Raw genomic sequence first — 16034 nt, forward strand, 5'->3', positions numbered from 1 at the left:
AGAACATGGACGTTTCCCGCACCCGCGCGCTGCGCGGCCCCAATATGTGGAGCCGCCACACGACCATCGAGGCCGTCGTGCACTGCCTGGACGCCGAGCGCTCGCTCGAACGCCTGCCCGGCTTCGAGGCGCGCCTGCGCCAGCTCTTCCCCACCATCGGCGAACTGCGTGCCGACACCTCCCTGGCCCAGGTGCTGGAGCAGGCCACGCTGGCCCTGCAGGCCCAGGCCGGCTGCCCGGTCACCTTCAGCCAGACCCACGTCACGCCCGAGGCCGGCACCTACCAGATCGTCATCGAGTACAGCGAGGAAGACGTCGGCCGCCTGGCCTTCGAGCACGCGCTCAAGCTGGTGCTGGCCGCGCTGAACGGCGGTGAGTTCGACAGCGACGCCGTGCTGGCCCAGTTGCGCGAACTGGACGAGGACATCCGCCTCGGCCCCTCCACCGGTTCCATCGTCAATGCCGCACAAGCGCGCGGCATCCCGTTCCGCCGCCTCACGCAGGGCAGCCTGGTGCAGTTCGGCTGGGGCGCCAAGCAGCGCCGCATCTGGGCGGCCGAAGTCGACGCCACCAGTGCCGTCAGCGAGTCCATCGCCCAGGACAAGGACCTCTGCAAGCGCCTGCTGCAGGCCGCCGGCGTGCCCGTGCCCATCGGCCGCCCGGTCGAGTCGGTGGACGACGCCTGGGCCGTGGCCGAGGAGATCGGCCTGCCCGTCGTCGTCAAGCCGCAGGACGGCAACCAGGGCAAGGGCGTCACCGTCAACGTGACGACGCGCGAGGGCATCGAGGCGGCCTACAAGGCGGCCGACGAGATCGGCCCCGTCATGGTCGAGAAATTCCTGCCCGGCTCGGACTATCGCCTGCTCGTCATCGGCGACAAGCTCATCGCCGCGGCCCGCCGCGACCCGCCCCACGTCATTGGCGACGGCACCCACACGGTCAAGGAGCTGGTCGACAAGGTCAACGCCGACCCGCGCCGCGGCGACGGCCATGCGACGTCGCTCACCAAGATCCGCTTCGACGACATCGCCGTCGCGCGCCTGACCCAGCAAGGCCTGGCCCCCGAGTCCGTGCCCGAGAAGGGCCAGCGCGTCATCCTGCGCAACAACGCCAACCTCAGCACCGGCGGCACGGCCACCGATGTGACGGACGACGTGCACCCCGAAGTGGCCGCCCGCGCCATCGCCGCGGCCCAGGTCGTCGGCCTGCATGTCTGCGGCGTCGACGTCGTGGCCGAGAGCGTGCTGCGGCCACTGGAAGAAATCAGCGGCGGCATCGTCGAGGTCAATGCAGCGCCGGGCCTGCGCATGCACCTGAGCCCCAGTTTCGGCAAGGGCCGCAATGTCGGCGAGGGCATCATCGGCCACCTCTTCGGCAGCAGCCACAAGGCCGGCAGCACGGTCGAGGACGGCCGCATCCCCGTCGTGGCCGTCACCGGCACCAACGGCAAGACCACGGTCACCCGCCTGATCGCCCACATGTTCGCCAGCTGCGGGCTCAAGGTCGGCATGACCAACACCGACGGCGTCTACGTCGACGGCCGCCAGATCGACAGCGGCGACTGCTCCGGCCCCAAGAGCGCCCGCAATGTGCTGATGCACCCCGACGTGGAAGCCGCCGTGCTCGAGACCGCCCGCGGCGGCATCCTGCGCGAGGGCCTGGGCTTCGACCGCTGCCAGGTGGCCGTCGTCACCAACGTCGGCGAGGGCGACCACCTCGGCATGAACTTCCTGCACACGGCGGAAGACCTGGTGCTGGTCAAGCGCGTCATCGTGCAGAACGTGGCCCCGAATGGCTACGCGGTGCTGAACGCGACCGACCCGCTGACGGCCGGCATGGCCGCCGTCTGCCCCGGCCAGGTCATCTACTTCGCCGCCGACCGCCACCACCCGCTGATGGCCACGCATCGCGCCCAGGGCAAGCGCTGCGTCTACGTGGACGGCGACCAGCTCGTCGCCGCGCAGGGCGTGTGGCGCGAGAGCATCCCGCTGCGCGAGATCCCGATCACCCGCGGCGGCGTCATCGGCTTCCAGGTCGAGAACGCCATGGCGGCTGTGGCGGCCGCCTGGGGCGTGGGCCTGGACTGGGACACCATCCGCCGCGGCGTGGCCAGCTTCGCCAACGATGCCGACAACGCACCCGGCCGCTTCAACGTCATGGACTACCGCGGCGCCACCGTCATCGCCGACTACGGCCACAACGGTGACGCCATGAAGGCCCTGGTCGGTGCCGTCGCCGCCATGCCGGCCAACCGGCGCAGCGTCGTCATCAGCGGTGCCGGCGACCGCCGCGACGAGGACATCCGCGTGCAGACCGAGATCCTCGGCGCCGCCTTCGACGAGGTCATCCTCTACGAAGACGCCTGCCAGCGCGGCCGCCAGGCCGGCGAGGTCGTGGCCCTGCTGCGCTCGGGCCTGGAGGGCGCCTCGCGCACCACCCACATCGAGGAAATCGTCGGCGAGTTCATCGCCATCGACCGCGCGCTGGCGCGACTGCAGCCGGGTGACCTCTGCCTGGTGCTGGTCGACCAGGTCGAAGAGGCGCTGGCCCACCTGGCCAAGCGCATCAGCGAAGGCTAGCGGTATTTGGCGAGCAGGCGGTTCAGTTCGCCCTCGCCCACCAGGCCCTGGACGGCCGTGTTGAGCGCCGCCAGCCCGACCGGGCTGCTCGGCGACAGCGCGCACTGGGCCAGCACCTCGGACACGACCAGCGGGGGATGCAGGGGCAGATGGAAGCGCCCGATGCGCTGCTGGTACTCCAGCACGCGGCGGCCGGTCAGCGCATGGCGGATGCGGCCGAGCTCCAGCTTCTGCAGATTGGCCACCGCGTCGGGCGCATCGTCGCGCAGGAAGCCGGAGCGCAGCGCATCGGCCATCTCCGGGTAGACATAACCACGCACGGTGCCAACCGGCTGCCCCGCCAGCGCTGTCAGCCCGGACGGAGCCGGGCCCGAGGCAGCGCTGATCAGCAGGGCCTGGTCGGGCAGGAAAGGCCGGCTCCAGGCAAAGGCGCCGGGCAGCCAGTCGCTCTGGTAGTCGCACAGCAGATCGCCCTCGCCGCGCGTCAGGGCCTCCGCCAGGCGCTTGCGCGGCACCGGCCGCGCGACAAGATCGCGGCCCAGGCGACGGGCCAGGGCTTGCCCGAGGTCCAGGTGCAGGCCTTCGACGACGCGGTCGCCGTCGATGCGGGCCTGGGGCATCAGCGCGCTGGTCTCCACCAGCATCACCAGCGGGCGGGCCGGTTCGGCAGGGGCGTGAGCGCACGCGAGCAGCGCAAGCGCGCCACCCAGCATCCCAAGCCCCCGACGACGCCCTGCACTGAACATGAGGCCGAATCATGCCGTGCCGGCCAAATCCGAGGCGGGCCTGGGTGGATCGCTCCGGGCCGGAACGTGACCGGCGCACGAAAACCGGCCGCCCGGGCGCGCCGCATCCCGCAGGGCCTCGCTAGACTGGCCTGTCGTACTGCCCCCGCCCCGCCCCGATGAAGTCCCGCCTGTTGTTCGCCGCCCTCGCCCTGGCCCTGGCGGCACCGCTCGCCCAGGCGCAATCCCAGCCCGGCACGGTGATGCCCGGCGTGGCGCCCATCCCGGCCGACGACCGCCTCTACCGCGAGCTCGGCGGCAAGGAAGCCATCCAGGCCTTCACCAACGATTTCTACGACCGCATGCTGCAGGACGCGCGCATCGCGCGCTACTTCGACGGCATCAACATGAAGCACCTCAAGCGGGTGCTGGCCGACTATTTCTGCGTCGTCGCCGGCGGGCCCTGCACCTATGACGGCGTCGGCATGAAGGACGCCCATGCCCACCTGGGCATCGACCGCGCCGCCTTCAACGCCCTGGTCGAGAACCTGCAGCTTGCGATGGACGCGGCCCATGTGCCCTTCGCCACGCAGAACCAGCTGCTGGCCCGCATGGCCTTCTTCCATCGCCAGATCGTGACGAAATGAGCGCCACGAAGTGAGCCCGCCGCGCCATCACCGCGACGGGGGCTTCCAGAACAACTACGGCGACTTCGAGCCCAAGTCCCTGGCCGAGGTGATCCGCTGGAGGTGGAACGCCGCCCGCCGCGGCCTGCCGCCGCGGCCGCGGCAACCCATTCCCACCCAGCTGCCCGATCTCGGCTTCATCCGCGCCAACATCGGCTCGGCCCAGCGACCGGCGGTGACCTGGATCGGCCATGCCACGGTGCTGGCCCAGCTCGGCGGACTCAGCCTGCTGACCGACCCCATCTTCTCCGAGCGCGCCTCGCCCTTCGCCTTCGCCGGGCCGAAGCGCGAGCAGCCGCCGGGTGTCACCGTGTCCGAGCTGCCTCACATCGACGCCGTCCTCGTTTCGCACAACCACTACGACCACCTCGACCTGCCCACCTGCCGCCGGCTGGCGGCCCAGCCGGGCGGCAGCCCGCTGTTCGTCGTGCCGCTGGGCCTGCAGGGCTGGTTCCGCGCCCGCGGCATCGCCCGGGTCGTCGAGCTGGACTGGTGGCAGGGCGAACGCCTCGGTGAGGTGGACATCGTCCTCGTGCCGGCCCAGCACTGGTCGGCCCGCGGCCTGAACGACCGCATGAAGACGCTGTGGGGCGGTTTCGCCGTCTTCGCGCCCGACTGCCAGCTGTTCTTCGCCGGCGACACCGGCTATTCGCGCGACTTCGCCGACATCCGCCAGCGCTTCGCCGAGCGCCAGCAGGATGGCGGCTTCGACATCGCGCTGATCCCCATCGGCGCCTACGAACCGCGCTGGTTCATGCAGAGCCAGCACGTCAACGTCGAGGAAGCGATCAACATCCATGTCGACCTCGGCGCGCGACGCTCGCTGGGCGTGCACTGGGGCACCTTCGAGCTGACCGACGAGGCCCTGGACGAACCGCCGCGACAGCTCAGCGCCCAACGGCCGGCACGCGGCCTGACCGAAGACGAGTTCTTCACGCTGGCCATCGGGGGCACGCGTCGCCTTCCGCCGCGGCGCTGACGCTTCCCCGCAAGCCCGCCACCAGCTCCGCGACAAGCAGGGTCACGCGCCGGCCCTAGGCTGGCGCCATGCGTTTGCCTGCCGCTGTTTCCCGCCGCCTGCCATCCTGGTGGCCGCTTGTCCTGCTCGCGCTCTGGCTGGTGGCCCTGGCCGGCTGGCGGCCGGTGGCCCTGCCCGACGAGGGCCGCTACGGCGGCGTCGCCTACGAGATGCTCGGCAGCGGCGATGCGCTGACGCCCACCCTCTTCGGCCTGCCCTATTTCCACAAGCCGCCGCTGATGTACTGGCTGGACATGGCGGCCATGCACCTGCTCGGCCCGACGCCGCTGGCCCTGCGCGCCGCGCCGCTGCTGGGTGCGTGGCTGCTGGGCCTGGCGCTGTGGATCGAGGCCCGCGCCCGCCTCGGCCTGGATGGCGCCCGGCAGGCCCTGGCGTGGCTGGCCGTGCTGCCGCTCTTCTATCTCGCAGGCCAGTACGCCAACCACGACATGCTGGTGGCCGGCTGGATCTCGCTGGCCGTCGTCGCGGCGCGGCGCGCCCTCGACGGCGAGCACCGGCGACTGGCCTGGCTGTGCGGCGCCTGGGCTGCCATGGCCCTGGCCCTGTTGTCCAAGGGCCTGATCGGCGTCGTGCTGCCCGGCCTCATCGTGCTGCCCGGGCTGCTGCTCAAGCGCCGCTGGGCCGACCTGCGCTTCGCCCTGCATCCGCTGGCCCTGATGGTGTTCGCCGCCGTCGCCCTGCCGTGGATGATTGCCATGCAGCAGCGCTACCCGGGCTTCTTCGACTACTTCATCGTCGAACAGCACTTCCACCGCTACACCGAGGCCCGCTTCAACAACGCCCAGCCCTGGTGGTTCTTCCTCGCCGTGCTGCCGCTGGCGACGCTGCCCGCCAGCCTGCGCCTGCCCGCAGCCCTGCGCCGCAGGGGCTTCGAACTCTGGTGGATGGTCGTCATCGTCGGCTTCTTCTCGCTGCCACGCTCCAAGCTGGTCGGCTATGTGCTGCCGGCCCTGTTGCCCACCGCCCTGCTGCTGGCCGAGGCCTGGCGCGGCAAGCGCTTCGCACAGGCGGCCTGGGCCGTCAGCGCGCTGCTCTGCGTGGCCACCGTGCCGGCCATCGCCCGCTGGGGCAAGCCCGACCATGCCGACGTGGGTGCCGCCCTGCACCAGCGCCTCGCAGCGGGCGACCGGGTGCTGCTGAACGGCGAGCCCTTTTTCGACCTCCGCCTGCAGGCCCGGCTGGACGCACCGCCGGCCGTGCTGGCCGACTGGGACGCGCTGCGCGCCCGGGGCGGCGACACCTGGCAGCGCGAGCTGCTGGACGCGGCCCGCTTCGACCCCGCCCATGGCGAGCCGGTACTGTGGACGCCGCAGCGCCTGGCCCGCGAGCGCTGCGGGCCGGGCCGGATCTGGCTGGTCTCCACCAAGGAAGACGCCCTGCCCGAGGCGCGTCCCGTCTTCAGCGGCCGGCGCGCCACCTTGTTCGAGCTGCCGCGGCCGGCAGGCTGCCCATGAAGCAGTTGGCCCGCTATGCCGGCGTCGGCGCCGCGGCAACGGCGGCCCACTACGCGCTGATGGCCCTGCTGGTGGAAACCTGGCACTGGCCCGCCTGGCTGGCCTCGGGCGCCGGCGCCGTGCTGGGCGCCCAGGTCGCCTTCTGGGCGAACCGGCGCTACACCTTCGATCACCGCGGCGCCTGGTGGCCGGCCTGGTGCCGCTTTCACGTGACGGCCGTGGCCGGCGCGCTGCTGGGCATGCTGATCGTCGACGCCGGCGTGCGTGCCGGCCTGCACTATCTGCTGGCGCAGGCCGTCGCCACGGTCCTTGTCATGCTGGCCACCTTCGCCGCCAACCGAATCTGGGCTTTCAGGCGAGGCTGATACCGGACTCGACCAGGTCCTCGGCGAAGGCCTCGCTGGCGAGATAGGCCATCTCGTTGGCGCGCGCGGCGGCGATGGCATCGGCGGCATCGGGACCGCCCAGCGCCGGATGGCAGAAGAGCAAGGCGCCATCGGGCGCGGCGGCCAGCCAGCCGCGCACCAGGGCACGGTAGTCGCAACGCGGGTCGAAGCCATAGACACCGACCAGGGCCGGCGCATGGGCGATGCGCTGCGCCCGCATCTGCGCCGCCAGCGCGCGGCCGCCGCAGGCTTCGATGATGCGGCGCTTCAAGCCGAAGCCGGGGCCCAGCACGCGTCCGGTGTTGCGCAGCGGCAGGGCCAGGGCTTGCGCGGCAGCCAGCGCAATGGGCCGCACGCCGGGCAGGGCATGCACATGCTGATGGCCGTCGATGAAGTCCGGCGCGCGGCCGGTGATGGCGACGAAGCGCTGCAGCTGGGCCTGGAATTCCTCGGCCAGCGCGGCCGCGGGCAGGCGGCCGAGAAAGGCCTGGGCGATCAACCCGCCAAGGCTGGGGAACTTGGGCCAAAGCCGCCGCAGCACCGGGCTCAGCGGCTCGCCTTCGGTCAGGTTGAAGTGCAGGCCGGTCCGGGCGCTGCAATCACGCAGCGCAGGTCCGGCGGTGGCCCAGCGCGGCGGCGTGACGAGACAGCTCAGCGCCGTGATGCGTCCCTGGTCTGCCAGCGCCAGGACGCCGCGGTCGATGGCCGGCGCCTGCCCGTAATCGTCCGCGCAGACGCTCAGCCGACGCGGCGCCGTCATGGCGGGTTGCCGGTATCGAGGGCGACCAGGTAGACCGGCCGCTGCTTGACCTCGTCGAAGATGCGGCCGATGTATTCGCCCATGATGCCGATGGACAGCAGCTGCACGCCGCTGAAGAACATCAGGCCGACGACGACGGTGGGCCAACCCGGGATGGGATGGCCGTAGAGCAGGTGCTCGATGACCAGCCAGCCGCCATAGGCCAGCGCGCAGAAGGCGATGACGCCGCCGAGCGAGCTCCAGATGCGCAGCGGCAGGTTGCTGAAGGCCGTCACGCCGTTGAAGGCCAGATGCAGCAGGCGGCCGAGCGAGAAGTGGCTGCGACCGCTGGCGCGCGGGCGCGGTGTGTAGGGGAGGAACTCGGTCCGGTAGCCCACCCAGGCGTAGAGGCCCTTCATGAAGCGGTTGCGTTCCGGCAGCGCGTTGAGGGCGTCGACGACGCGTCGGTCCAGCATGCGGAAGTCGCCCGCATCCGGCGGGATGTGCAGCCGCGTGGAGGCATTGACGAGGCGGTAGAAGAGCCGCGTGCCCCAGCGCTTGAACCAGCCCTCCTCGTCGCGGTTGGCGCGCACGGCGCAGGCCATGTCGGCACCGCGCAGCCAGGCCGCATGCATGGCGGCGATGAGCTCGGGGGCATGCTGGCCATCGGCATCCATCAGCAGCACCCGATCGGCATCGGCCAGGGCGAGGCCGGCCGTCAACGCGGCTTCCTTGCCGAAGTTGCGCGACAACTTGACATAGCGCAAGGGCAGACCGGCATCGCGCGCGGCCAGGGCGACGGCGGCGGTGTCGTCGCTGCTACCGTCGTCGACGAGCACGATGCGCCAGCGTGGCGTGACGCCAGCCAGCACGGGGCGCAGTTGATCGAAGAGGCCAGGCAGGTTGGCGGCCTCGTTGAAGGCCGGCAGGACGACGTCCAGGCTGGCGCTGGGAAGACGGGCCGTTTGGGGCATGGCGTCATTCTGGTTAACCCGAATGACAGCCTGCTTACCCGGGACTGTCCAGCGCCTGTCCTGCCGCGCGCAGCCGGACCATGATTCTGCAATTGGGGCCGCACATGAAATCAATCCGCGATCGTCTGCGCCAGCTCGGCCCCGGCCTCATCACCGGCGCGGCGGACGACGATCCCAGTGGCATCGCCACCTACTCCCAGGCCGGCGCCCAGTTCGGCTACGGCATGCTGTGGAGCGTCATCTTCACGCTGCCGCTGATGGCGGCGATCCAGATCGTCAGCGCCCGCATCGGCTACGTGACGGGTCGCGGTCTCGCCGCCAACATGAAACAGGCCTTTGCGCGTCCCGTGCTGCTCGCGCTGGTGGGCCTGCTGCTGGCGGCCAACACGCTGAACATCGCCGCCGACATCGCCGCGATGTCCAGCGCCGTACAGATCCTGGTGGGCGGGCCGACGCTGGTCTATGCCATCGGCTTCGGCGTCGCCAGCGTGCTGATGCAGGTCTTCCTCGCCTACGAGAGCTATGTGCGCTGGCTGAAATGGTTGACGCTGGCCCTGCTGGCCTATGTCGGCGTCGTCCTCGTCATCGGCCTGGACTGGGGCGAGGTCCTGCTGCGAGTCGTTCGCCCGCAGCTGAGCTGGAACCGCGACACGGTGCTGATGGTGGTGGCCGTGTTCGGCACGACCATCAGCCCCTACCTCTTCTTCTGGCAGGCCAGCCAGGAGGTGGAGGACTGCGCGGGCCGCCCCTGCCAGGCCAGCGATGTGCGCCGCCACCTGCGCCGCATCAAGCTCGATACCCACATCGGCATGGGCTTTTCCAACCTGATCGCCTTCTTCATCATGCTGTCGACGGCGGCGACGCTGAACGTCCACGGCGTGCGCGACATCCAGACCTCGACCCAGGCCATCGAGGCCCTGCGACCGCTGGCCGGCGAGCACGCCGCCCTGCTGTTCAGCCTGGGAATCATCGGCACCGGCCTGCTGGCCGTGCCGGTGCTGGCCGGCTCGGCCGCCTATGCCGTGGCGGAAGTGCTCGGCTGGAAGGACAGCCTCAGCCTGCGGCTGGAGCGCGGCGAAGGCCGCGGCTTCTACGCCGTGATCGCCGCCGCGACGCTGGGCGGCGTGGCCCTGTGCTTCGCGCCACTGGACCCGGTGCGGGCGCTGTTCTGGTCGGCCGTCTTCAACGGCATCAGCGCCGTGCCCATCATGGCCGCCATGATGGTGCTGGCCACGCGCGCCTCCGTCATGGGCGAGCACGTCATCGGTCCCAGGCTGCGTCGCATGGGCTGGATCGCCACGGCCGTGATGGCCGTCACCGCGCTGGCGCTGCTGCCGTTCTGAGCTCCACGCTCGCATGGCGCATGACGACGCGGGCGCTGGACAGGGCCAGCACGGCCATCACCGCGGCCACGGCGAGGTCCGGCCAGGCCGTTCCCGTCCACGCGACCGCGCCGGCCGCGCCCACGACGGCGATATTGCCCAGCGCATCGTTGCGGCTGCACAGCCAGACGGCGCGCATGTTGGCGTCGCCCTCGCGCCAGGCGTAGAGCATCAGCGCGACGACGACGTTGGCCACCAGGGCCAGCACGCCGACCACGCCCATGGTCAGCGCCTGGGGCGGCACGCCGTGCAGCAGCGACCACAGCGCCTTGGCCAGCACCGCCGCGCCGATCAGGCCCATGACGGCGCCCTTGATCCAGGCGACGCGGGCGCGCATGGCCAGCGTCGAGGCCAGCACCATCAAGGACACCGCGTAGTTGGCCGCGTCGGCGACGAAGTCGGCCGAGTCGGCCCACAGCGCCAGCGAGCCGGCCTGCCAGCCGGCGGCCAGTTCGACGATGGCCATGCCGCCGTTCAGCAGCAGGGCGACCCACAGCACGCGGCGGTAAGCCGGCGAGTTGCCGGGGCTGTGATGGTGGTGGTCGTCGTGGTGATGGTGGCAGGCGTGGCTCATGCAAAGACCTTCTGTAACTCAGGCCTGCATTGCAAACCCTGGAGCCACTCCAGAGTCAAGCCGAGAATGGGCGCATGCGCATCGGTGAACTCAGCCGCCTGACCGCGACCCCGGTCGACACCATCCGCCACTACGAGCGCGAGGGCCTGCTGGCGCCGCCGCCGCGCACCGATGCGGGCTACCGCGTCTATGGCCCGGCCGACGCCGAACGCCTGCACTTCATCCGCCGCTGCCGCTCGCTGGACATGAACCTGACCGAGGTGCGCGCCCTGCTGGCCCTGCAGGGTGGCGGGCATGGTGGCGAGGCGCATGCGCTGCTCGACGAGCACATCGGCCATGTCGCCGCGCGCATCGCGGCCCTGCAGGAGCTGGAGAAGGAGTTGCGTGAGCTGCGCGCCCGCTGCAAGGGCGACGAGCCGGCCTGCGCCATCCTCGAAGGCCTGGCCGAGCCCGGCGCGGAACTACCGCCCAAGAGCCACGTCGGGCATAGCCACTGATTGAAGCCGCCGCTCGCGGCTGGCTTCTCCTCCAGCGGCTGCCGTGGCACTGGCTTTGCCAGGCCACTGGCAGCGCCCCCTTGAGGGGGCCGGCGAAGCCGGTAGGGGGTGGGCTATTTCAGCAGGTAGTTGAAGCTGAAGGAGACGCGGTCGGAATCGGTCAGGTTGGCGCCGACGCGATGGAAGACCTCGGAGCGGAACAGCACCAGGCGACCGACGGCCGGTGCGATGACCTCGGGGTCGAAGAGCTTGGTCTGCATGTCCACCGGCATGATGGACAGGTCACCGTCCCGACCGTTGGTTCGGAAATAGAAGGCCCCGCTGATGGGCAGGCCGGCGGCCTCGCGCTCGTGGTTGTGGCGCTCCTGGTAGCCGTGGCGGCCCGTCACATTGATCCAGCTCTGCGAATACGCCTCGTCGAAGACCAGGCCCGCGGCCGACTCGCGCGTGCGGGCGACGAACTCCAGGATCTGGCTTTCAACGAATTCACGCAGCCGGTGCAGGCCGGCGGCGACGAAGAGATGCCGCTCGGCCTCGAAGGAGGACCAGACCTGGTCGCCCCAGGCCGGACGCAGCAGCGTCTTGATCTGGGCCTCGCGGGCCAGCACCTCGGCCTGGATCGCCGCCAGCGTCGCCGCGTCAGCCTGGCTGACGGCGACCAGGGTCGGGAACAGGACCTTGACGTCCATCGGCCTCTCAGCCGACGCGACAGACCTTCAGCATGTTCGTTCCGCCCGGGTAGCCCATGGGCTCGCCACAGGTGATGGCATAGGTGTCGCCAGGCATCAGCACGCCGCGCTCGACCAGGATCTTCTCGGCCGCCGCGAGGGCCGTGTCGCGATCCTCGAACTTGGGCATCAGCAGCGGCAGCACATTGCGGTACAGGGCCATCTTGCGCTGGCTGATCGCCTGGGTCGTCAGGCCGAAGATGGGCACCTGGATGCGATGGCGGCTCATCCACAGCGCGGTCGAACCCGACTCGGTGAGGGCCAGGATGGCCTTGCAACCCAGGTGGTAGGCCGTGAACAGCGCGCCCATGGCGATGGACTGGTCGATGCGGCCGAACTGGCGGCCGGCAAAGTCGGTGTCCAGGCTGACGAACTCGGCACGCTCGGCTTCCAGCGCGATGGCGGCCATCTGCTCGACGGTCTCGATGGGGAACTTGCCGGCGGCGGTCTCGGCGGACAGCATGACGGCATCGGTACCGTCCAGCACGGCGTTGGCCACGTCGCTGACCTCGGCGCGCGTCGGCACCGGGTTGACGATCATGGACTCCATCATCTGCGTGGCCGTGATGGAGACCTTGTCCAGCTCGCGGGCCATCTTGATCATGCGCTTCTGCAGCGCCGGCACGGCCGCGTTGCCGACTTCCACGGCGAGGTCGCCGCGCGCCACCATGATGCCGTCGCTGGCCTTCAGGATGGCTTCGAGATGGGGGATGGCCTCGTAGCGCTCGATCTTGGCGATCATGGCCGGCTTGTGGCGGTAGGGCTCGCCGGCCACATTGGCCAGCTGGCGGGCCATCTCCATGTCGGTGGCGTTCTTGGGAAAGCTCACCGCCAGGTATTCGCACTGGAAGGACATCGCGGTCTTGATGTCCTCCATGTCCTTGCCGGTCAGGGCCGGGGCCGTCAGGCCGCCGCCCTGCTTGTTGATGCCCTTGTTGTTGGACAGCTCGCCGCCGAGCTTGACGGTGGTGTGGACCTGGGCGCCGAGCACATGGTTGACGGTCAGCACCAGCAGGCCGTCGTTCAGCAGCAGGGTGTCGCCGGGCTTCACGTCGCGCGGCAGTTCCTTGTAGTCGAGACTGGCGATCTCCTGGTTGCCCAGCTCGGTGCGGTCGGCATCGAGGATGAAGGGCGCGCCGGGGACCAGCTCGATCTTGCCGCCTTCGAACTTGCCGACGCGGATCTTGGGGCCCTGCAGGTCGGCCATGATGGCCACCGACTTGCCCACCCGCTGCGCCGCCTCGCGGACCATGTTGGCCCGGTCGATGTGGTCCTGGGCCTTGCCGTGGGAGAAGTTCAGGCGCACGACGTCGACGCCGGCGCGGATCATCTTCTCCAGCACCTCCGGCGTGTTGGAGGCGGGGCCGAGGGTGGCGACGATCTTGGTGGCGCGGGTCATGGCTTGTCTCGAGTTTCTTGGCGGCGCGGAATTATGTTCCGTTGCACCCCGTCCGAGTTTCTTCGCGTTTCAAGCCAGCGTCTTCTCCAGGAAGGCGCTCAGCGGGTCGGACGCATAGCCGCCGAAGGGGCCGCGCTCGACATAGCCCAGGCGCCGGTACAGGGCCAGGGCCTCGGGCTGGTGGATGCCGGTTTCCAGCCGCGCCAGCGCGATGCCCAACTCCACGAGGTCGGCCTCTAACCGCACCATCAGCTGCCGCGCGACACCCCGGCCGCGCTCGCTGTCGAGCACGAAGAGCCGCTTGATCTCCCCATAGCCGTCGGCCTCGAAGAGCTTGACGCCGCCGCAGCCGACCAGCTGCTCGCCCCGCCACAGGCCGTAGAAGCGGCCCTGCGGCGGACGCAGGCCATCGGCGGGCTCGAAGTGGTTGCTCTCGGCCGGATAGAGGGCGCTCATATAGGCCTCGGACAGGGCCATCAGGCGCTGGGCGTCGGGGTGGCCGGGGTCCAGCGGCGCGAGGCGAACGGACGGGTCTGTGCTCATGGTGGTTCGATACCAGTTACAGCGAAGGCACCGTCATCGCGAGCAGATAGCGCGCCGATTCGGTCCCGGGATTGGTGAAGACGGTGCGGCCCAGGCAACGGAAGCTGATCGAGTCGCCGGCGGCCAGTTCGAAGACCTGGCCCTGCAGGCTCAGTCGCAGATGGCCTTCGACCAGGCAGAGGTGGTGCTCCAGCCGCGCGACGGTGGGCTCTTCGTAGACCAGCTCGGCGCCGGGGGCGAGCCGGCCCTCGATGACCTCGGTCGCAAAGCCCGCCAGTGGCGGGCAGCGCATCAGGCGCTCGAAACCGCTCTGCACGTCATGCCAGCGCGGCTGGTCGGCGGCGCGCAGCAGGCGCACCGGCAGGGTCTCGGCCTCAGCCAGCAGGCGGCTCAGCGGCAGGCCGTAGGCCCGGGCCAGGCGCGACAGCAGCGTCGCCGTCGGACTGGTCTCGGCCCGCTCCAGCCGACTCAGCGTCGCCCGGCTCACGCCGCTCCGGGCGGCCAGCTCGTCCAGCGACCAGCCGGCCGCCGTGCGCAACGCCGCCAGCCGTTCGGCCAGTTGGCGCTCGAACTGGCCCTCTTCGTTCAATTCGGAGAATTCTTCTCTCATATGAGAATATGCTAGCCGATATGAAGGATCACCACACCGCGCCCCTGTGGGCCGCGCTCGCCGTCGTGCTGACCTGGGGTCTGAACTTCCCGCTGTCCAAGGCCTTGTTCACGCAGATCGGCCCGACGGGCTTCCTGGGCCTGCGCTACCTGCTGATGCCCTTCTGCGCCGTCGCCCTGCTGTGCTGGCGTTTCGGCCTGCGCTGGCCGCGGCTGGACCGCGGCGAGGTCTGGCCGCTGGTGCGCCTGACGCTGATCGGCCAGGGCCTGCATCTGCTGCTGTCGGCCTATGGCATGCAAGGCTCCACCGCCTTCAGCGCCAGCGTGCTGCTGGCTTGCGGGCCGGTGTTCACGCTGCTCATCCTGCGCTTCAGCGGCCTGGAGAAACTGTCGCGCGGCCAGGTCGCCGGCGTGGCCATGGCGGCCATGGGCGCCCTGCTTTTCACGTCGGACAAGCTGCTGGCCGCTGACTGGCAGGCCTCCGTCGGCGACCTGACCCTGCTCGCCGCCGCCGCCCTGTTCAGCTACTACACGGTGCACAGCAAGCCGCTGATCCAGCACCACGGCGGCGTGACGGTGCTGGGCTATGGCAGCCTGGTCTGCACCCTGCCCATGCTACTGTGGTGCTCGCCGGCCCTGCTGTCGACGGACTGGGCCACGCAACCCACCTGGGTCTGGACGGGCACCTTCTGGCAGGTCGCCGGCGGCGGCTTCATCGGCTGGCTGGCCTGGGGCTGGGCCAACGAGAAGCGCGGCGTGGCCCGCACGGCGCCGCTGATCTATCTGATGCCGCTGATCGCCGGCCTGGCCGCCTGGGCCTGGGGTGGCGAAAGCTTTTCCCTGCACAAGATCCTCGCGGCCGGCCTCATCCTGGCCGGCGTCGCGCTGGCGCAATTCGGCGCTGCCAGCTTCTGGCCAGGGCGCCAGGCCCAGGACAACAACACGGTTGGCTAGCGGGACGCGCCCATCGCGTCGTCGATGGCCCGCAACTGCCGGTCCGGCAGGGCCTTGTTGCAGAAGAAATAGCGCCCTTCGCCGGGCGGGGCATCGGGCAGGCGGCGCAGCTCCAGTGCAACGCCGGCGTCGCCCAACTGCTTGATCAAGGCTTCGCCTTCCTCTTCGGTGAACAGCGTCGCGTCGGCCACGCCCAGCAGCACGAGGCGCACACGCGCCATGCTGTGGTCGGACGAACGGATGATCTTGGCGCGACTCTCGGCCAGCGCCTTGTCGGTCTCGGCCCCGTAGGAATAGCCCACGCGCAAGGCCAGGGTGACGGTCGGTGACTGGATCACCGTCGCGAAGCGATGGACGTCGTTGAGGCGGCCATCCCTGCGGATCATCAGGCTCTGGGGCGGACTGCTGTAGACCGGCAGCCGCGAGTATTTGCCGACCTTCTCGCGCTCCGCGGTGCGGTACAGGCCCAGCGCACAGGCGGGCTCGTTGTTGCGCGAGATCATCGCGACCTGCCGGGCCACGGGCGCCTCGCGCAATTCGGCCGTGAGCCCGGCGCGCTGCAGGATGGCCGTGGCCGGCGCGCCCTGGACACCCGTCAGCTGGTTGTCCTGGCGGCTCATCAGCGGCGGCCGCTCCTCGTAGTACAGCACCAGGTCCGAGGCGCCCGCCCGGGCGGCCGCGCAGGCGGCCAGCAGGGCCATCAACAAGTGGGAAAAGGCTCGGGTACTGCAGTTCACGAGGCCAGGGTAGCCGGCCGACGGCCGGC

Annotated in this window: 17 protein-coding genes; 8 read left to right on the top strand and 9 right to left on the bottom strand. The window is 70.4% G+C overall.

The genetic code is table 11. The features are described 5' to 3' along the window. Positions 1-5 precede the first annotated feature (5 nt). Entirely contained in the window at positions 6-2579 is a 2574-nt protein-coding gene (cphA, locus tag AC3WOE_RS15085; RefSeq protein WP_492691491.1) for a cyanophycin synthetase, read from the top strand. Here the strand turns inward: cphA and AC3WOE_RS15090 are convergent. After that, the gene (locus AC3WOE_RS15090) at positions 2576-3223 is read right to left on the bottom strand and encodes a substrate-binding periplasmic protein (RefSeq protein WP_492691492.1); all 648 of its coding nucleotides are present in this window, start codon (positions 3221-3223) and stop codon (positions 2576-2578) included. The genes cphA and AC3WOE_RS15090 overlap by 4 nt on opposite strands. Positions 3224-3483: 260 nt before the next feature. Here AC3WOE_RS15090 and AC3WOE_RS15095 point away from each other — a divergent pair, with 260 nt between their 5' ends. The 4 genes from AC3WOE_RS15095 (at position 3484) to AC3WOE_RS15110 (ending at position 6848) form a co-directional block, all read left to right on the top strand. Next, positions 3484-3951 (top strand): group I truncated hemoglobin, encoded by a 468-nt coding sequence (locus AC3WOE_RS15095; RefSeq protein ID WP_492691493.1) that lies wholly within the window; start codon positions 3484-3486, stop codon positions 3949-3951. 10 nt (positions 3952-3961) lie between these two features. Next, complete coding sequence (locus AC3WOE_RS15100; protein ID WP_492691495.1) at positions 3962-4969, top strand: MBL fold metallo-hydrolase; 1008 nt, start codon at positions 3962-3964, stop codon at positions 4967-4969. 68 nt (positions 4970-5037) lie between these two features. Next, positions 5038-6483, top strand: coding sequence for a glycosyltransferase family 39 protein (locus tag AC3WOE_RS15105; RefSeq protein ID WP_492691497.1), 1446 nt, complete (start codon positions 5038-5040; stop codon positions 6481-6483). Then, positions 6480-6848 (top strand): GtrA family protein, encoded by a 369-nt coding sequence (locus tag AC3WOE_RS15110; RefSeq protein WP_492691498.1) that lies wholly within the window; start codon positions 6480-6482, stop codon positions 6846-6848. The genes AC3WOE_RS15105 and AC3WOE_RS15110 overlap by 4 nt, the downstream gene beginning before the upstream one ends. Here AC3WOE_RS15110 and AC3WOE_RS15115 read toward each other — a convergent pair. Beyond that, positions 6835-7629: a ChbG/HpnK family deacetylase gene (locus AC3WOE_RS15115; RefSeq protein ID WP_492691500.1), complete on the bottom strand. Its 795-nt coding sequence runs from the start codon at positions 7627-7629 to the stop codon at positions 6835-6837. The genes AC3WOE_RS15110 and AC3WOE_RS15115 overlap by 14 nt on opposite strands. Beyond that, the gene (locus AC3WOE_RS15120) at positions 7626-8582 is read right to left on the bottom strand and encodes a glycosyltransferase family 2 protein (protein WP_492691502.1); all 957 of its coding nucleotides are present in this window, start codon (positions 8580-8582) and stop codon (positions 7626-7628) included. Before AC3WOE_RS15120 ends, AC3WOE_RS15115 begins: the two co-directional genes overlap by 4 nt. Before the next feature lie 104 nt (positions 8583-8686). Between AC3WOE_RS15120 and AC3WOE_RS15125 the strand changes: the two genes are divergently transcribed. Further along, positions 8687-9925 carry an NRAMP family divalent metal transporter gene (locus AC3WOE_RS15125; RefSeq protein ID WP_492691503.1) on the top strand — a complete coding sequence of 413 codons (1239 nt, stop codon included), beginning with the start codon at positions 8687-8689 and terminating at the stop codon, positions 9923-9925. Here the strand turns inward: AC3WOE_RS15125 and AC3WOE_RS15130 are convergent. After that, entirely contained in the window at positions 9897-10538 is a 642-nt protein-coding gene (locus AC3WOE_RS15130) for a cation efflux transmembrane domain-containing protein (RefSeq protein ID WP_492691504.1), read from the bottom strand. The genes AC3WOE_RS15125 and AC3WOE_RS15130 overlap by 29 nt on opposite strands. A 74-nt stretch (positions 10539-10612) precedes the next feature. Here AC3WOE_RS15130 and AC3WOE_RS15135 point away from each other — a divergent pair, with 74 nt between their 5' ends. Then, positions 10613-11035: a Cd(II)/Pb(II)-responsive transcriptional regulator gene (locus AC3WOE_RS15135; RefSeq protein WP_492691506.1), complete on the top strand. Its 423-nt coding sequence runs from the start codon at positions 10613-10615 to the stop codon at positions 11033-11035. 113 nt (positions 11036-11148) lie between these two features. Here AC3WOE_RS15135 and AC3WOE_RS15140 read toward each other — a convergent pair whose 3' ends face one another. From AC3WOE_RS15140 to AC3WOE_RS15155, 4 genes are all read right to left on the bottom strand, one after another. Continuing rightward, positions 11149-11724, bottom strand: a complete 576-nt coding sequence (locus AC3WOE_RS15140; protein WP_492691508.1) for a putative 2OG-Fe(II) oxygenase — start codon at positions 11722-11724, stop codon at positions 11149-11151. A gap of 7 nt (positions 11725-11731) precedes the next feature. Beyond that, positions 11732-13162 (bottom strand): pyruvate kinase, encoded by a 1431-nt coding sequence (gene pyk, locus AC3WOE_RS15145; protein ID WP_492691509.1) that lies wholly within the window; start codon positions 13160-13162, stop codon positions 11732-11734. 69 nt (positions 13163-13231) lie between these two features. Next, positions 13232-13705: a GNAT family N-acetyltransferase gene (locus tag AC3WOE_RS15150; protein WP_492691511.1), complete on the bottom strand. Its 474-nt coding sequence runs from the start codon at positions 13703-13705 to the stop codon at positions 13232-13234. Between the two features lie 16 nt (positions 13706-13721). Further along, positions 13722-14315 (bottom strand): helix-turn-helix domain-containing protein, encoded by a 594-nt coding sequence (locus tag AC3WOE_RS15155; protein WP_492691512.1) that lies wholly within the window; start codon positions 14313-14315, stop codon positions 13722-13724. Positions 14316-14335: 20 nt separating this feature from the next. Between AC3WOE_RS15155 and AC3WOE_RS15160 the strand changes: the two genes are divergently transcribed. Further along, positions 14336-15268, top strand: coding sequence for a DMT family transporter (locus tag AC3WOE_RS15160; RefSeq protein ID WP_492691513.1), 933 nt, complete (start codon positions 14336-14338; stop codon positions 15266-15268). On the opposite strand, the gene AC3WOE_RS15165 is transcribed toward AC3WOE_RS15160, so the two are convergent. After that, entirely contained in the window at positions 15265-15969 is a 705-nt protein-coding gene (locus tag AC3WOE_RS15165) for a transporter substrate-binding domain-containing protein (protein ID WP_492691515.1), read from the bottom strand. The genes AC3WOE_RS15160 and AC3WOE_RS15165 overlap by 4 nt on opposite strands. Positions 15970-16034 lie beyond the last annotated feature (65 nt).

The organism is Roseateles sp. FW305-36, from assembly GCF_058787015.1.

Bases quoted from the DNA above. Each gene is read 5' to 3' on its own strand.
- cphA (WP_492691491.1), top strand. From the start codon at position 6: ATGGACGTTTCCCGCACCCGCGCGCTGCGCGGCCCCAATATGTGGAGC.
- AC3WOE_RS15090 (WP_492691492.1), bottom strand. From the start codon at position 3,223: ATGCTGGTGGAGACCAGCGCGCTGATGCCCCAGGCCCGCATCGACGGC.
- AC3WOE_RS15095 (WP_492691493.1), top strand. From the start codon at position 3,484: ATGAAGTCCCGCCTGTTGTTCGCCGCCCTCGCCCTGGCCCTGGCGGCA.
- AC3WOE_RS15105 (WP_492691497.1), top strand. From the start codon at position 5,038: ATGCGTTTGCCTGCCGCTGTTTCCCGCCGCCTGCCATCCTGGTGGCCG.
- AC3WOE_RS15110 (WP_492691498.1), top strand. From the start codon at position 6,480: ATGAAGCAGTTGGCCCGCTATGCCGGCGTCGGCGCCGCGGCAACGGCG.
- AC3WOE_RS15115 (WP_492691500.1), bottom strand. From the start codon at position 7,629: ATGACGGCGCCGCGTCGGCTGAGCGTCTGCGCGGACGATTACGGGCAG.
- AC3WOE_RS15120 (WP_492691502.1), bottom strand. From the start codon at position 8,582: ATGCCCCAAACGGCCCGTCTTCCCAGCGCCAGCCTGGACGTCGTCCTG.
- AC3WOE_RS15125 (WP_492691503.1), top strand. From the start codon at position 8,687: ATGAAATCAATCCGCGATCGTCTGCGCCAGCTCGGCCCCGGCCTCATC.
- AC3WOE_RS15130 (WP_492691504.1), bottom strand. From the start codon at position 10,538: ATGAGCCACGCCTGCCACCATCACCACGACGACCACCACCATCACAGC.
- AC3WOE_RS15135 (WP_492691506.1), top strand. From the start codon at position 10,613: ATGCGCATCGGTGAACTCAGCCGCCTGACCGCGACCCCGGTCGACACC.
- AC3WOE_RS15140 (WP_492691508.1), bottom strand. From the start codon at position 11,724: ATGGACGTCAAGGTCCTGTTCCCGACCCTGGTCGCCGTCAGCCAGGCT.
- pyk (WP_492691509.1), bottom strand. From the start codon at position 13,162: ATGACCCGCGCCACCAAGATCGTCGCCACCCTCGGCCCCGCCTCCAAC.
- AC3WOE_RS15150 (WP_492691511.1), bottom strand. From the start codon at position 13,705: ATGAGCACAGACCCGTCCGTTCGCCTCGCGCCGCTGGACCCCGGCCAC.
- AC3WOE_RS15155 (WP_492691512.1), bottom strand. From the start codon at position 14,315: ATGAGAGAAGAATTCTCCGAATTGAACGAAGAGGGCCAGTTCGAGCGC.
- AC3WOE_RS15160 (WP_492691513.1), top strand. From the start codon at position 14,336: ATGAAGGATCACCACACCGCGCCCCTGTGGGCCGCGCTCGCCGTCGTG.
- AC3WOE_RS15165 (WP_492691515.1), bottom strand. From the start codon at position 15,969: ATGGCCCTGCTGGCCGCCTGCGCGGCCGCCCGGGCGGGCGCCTCGGAC.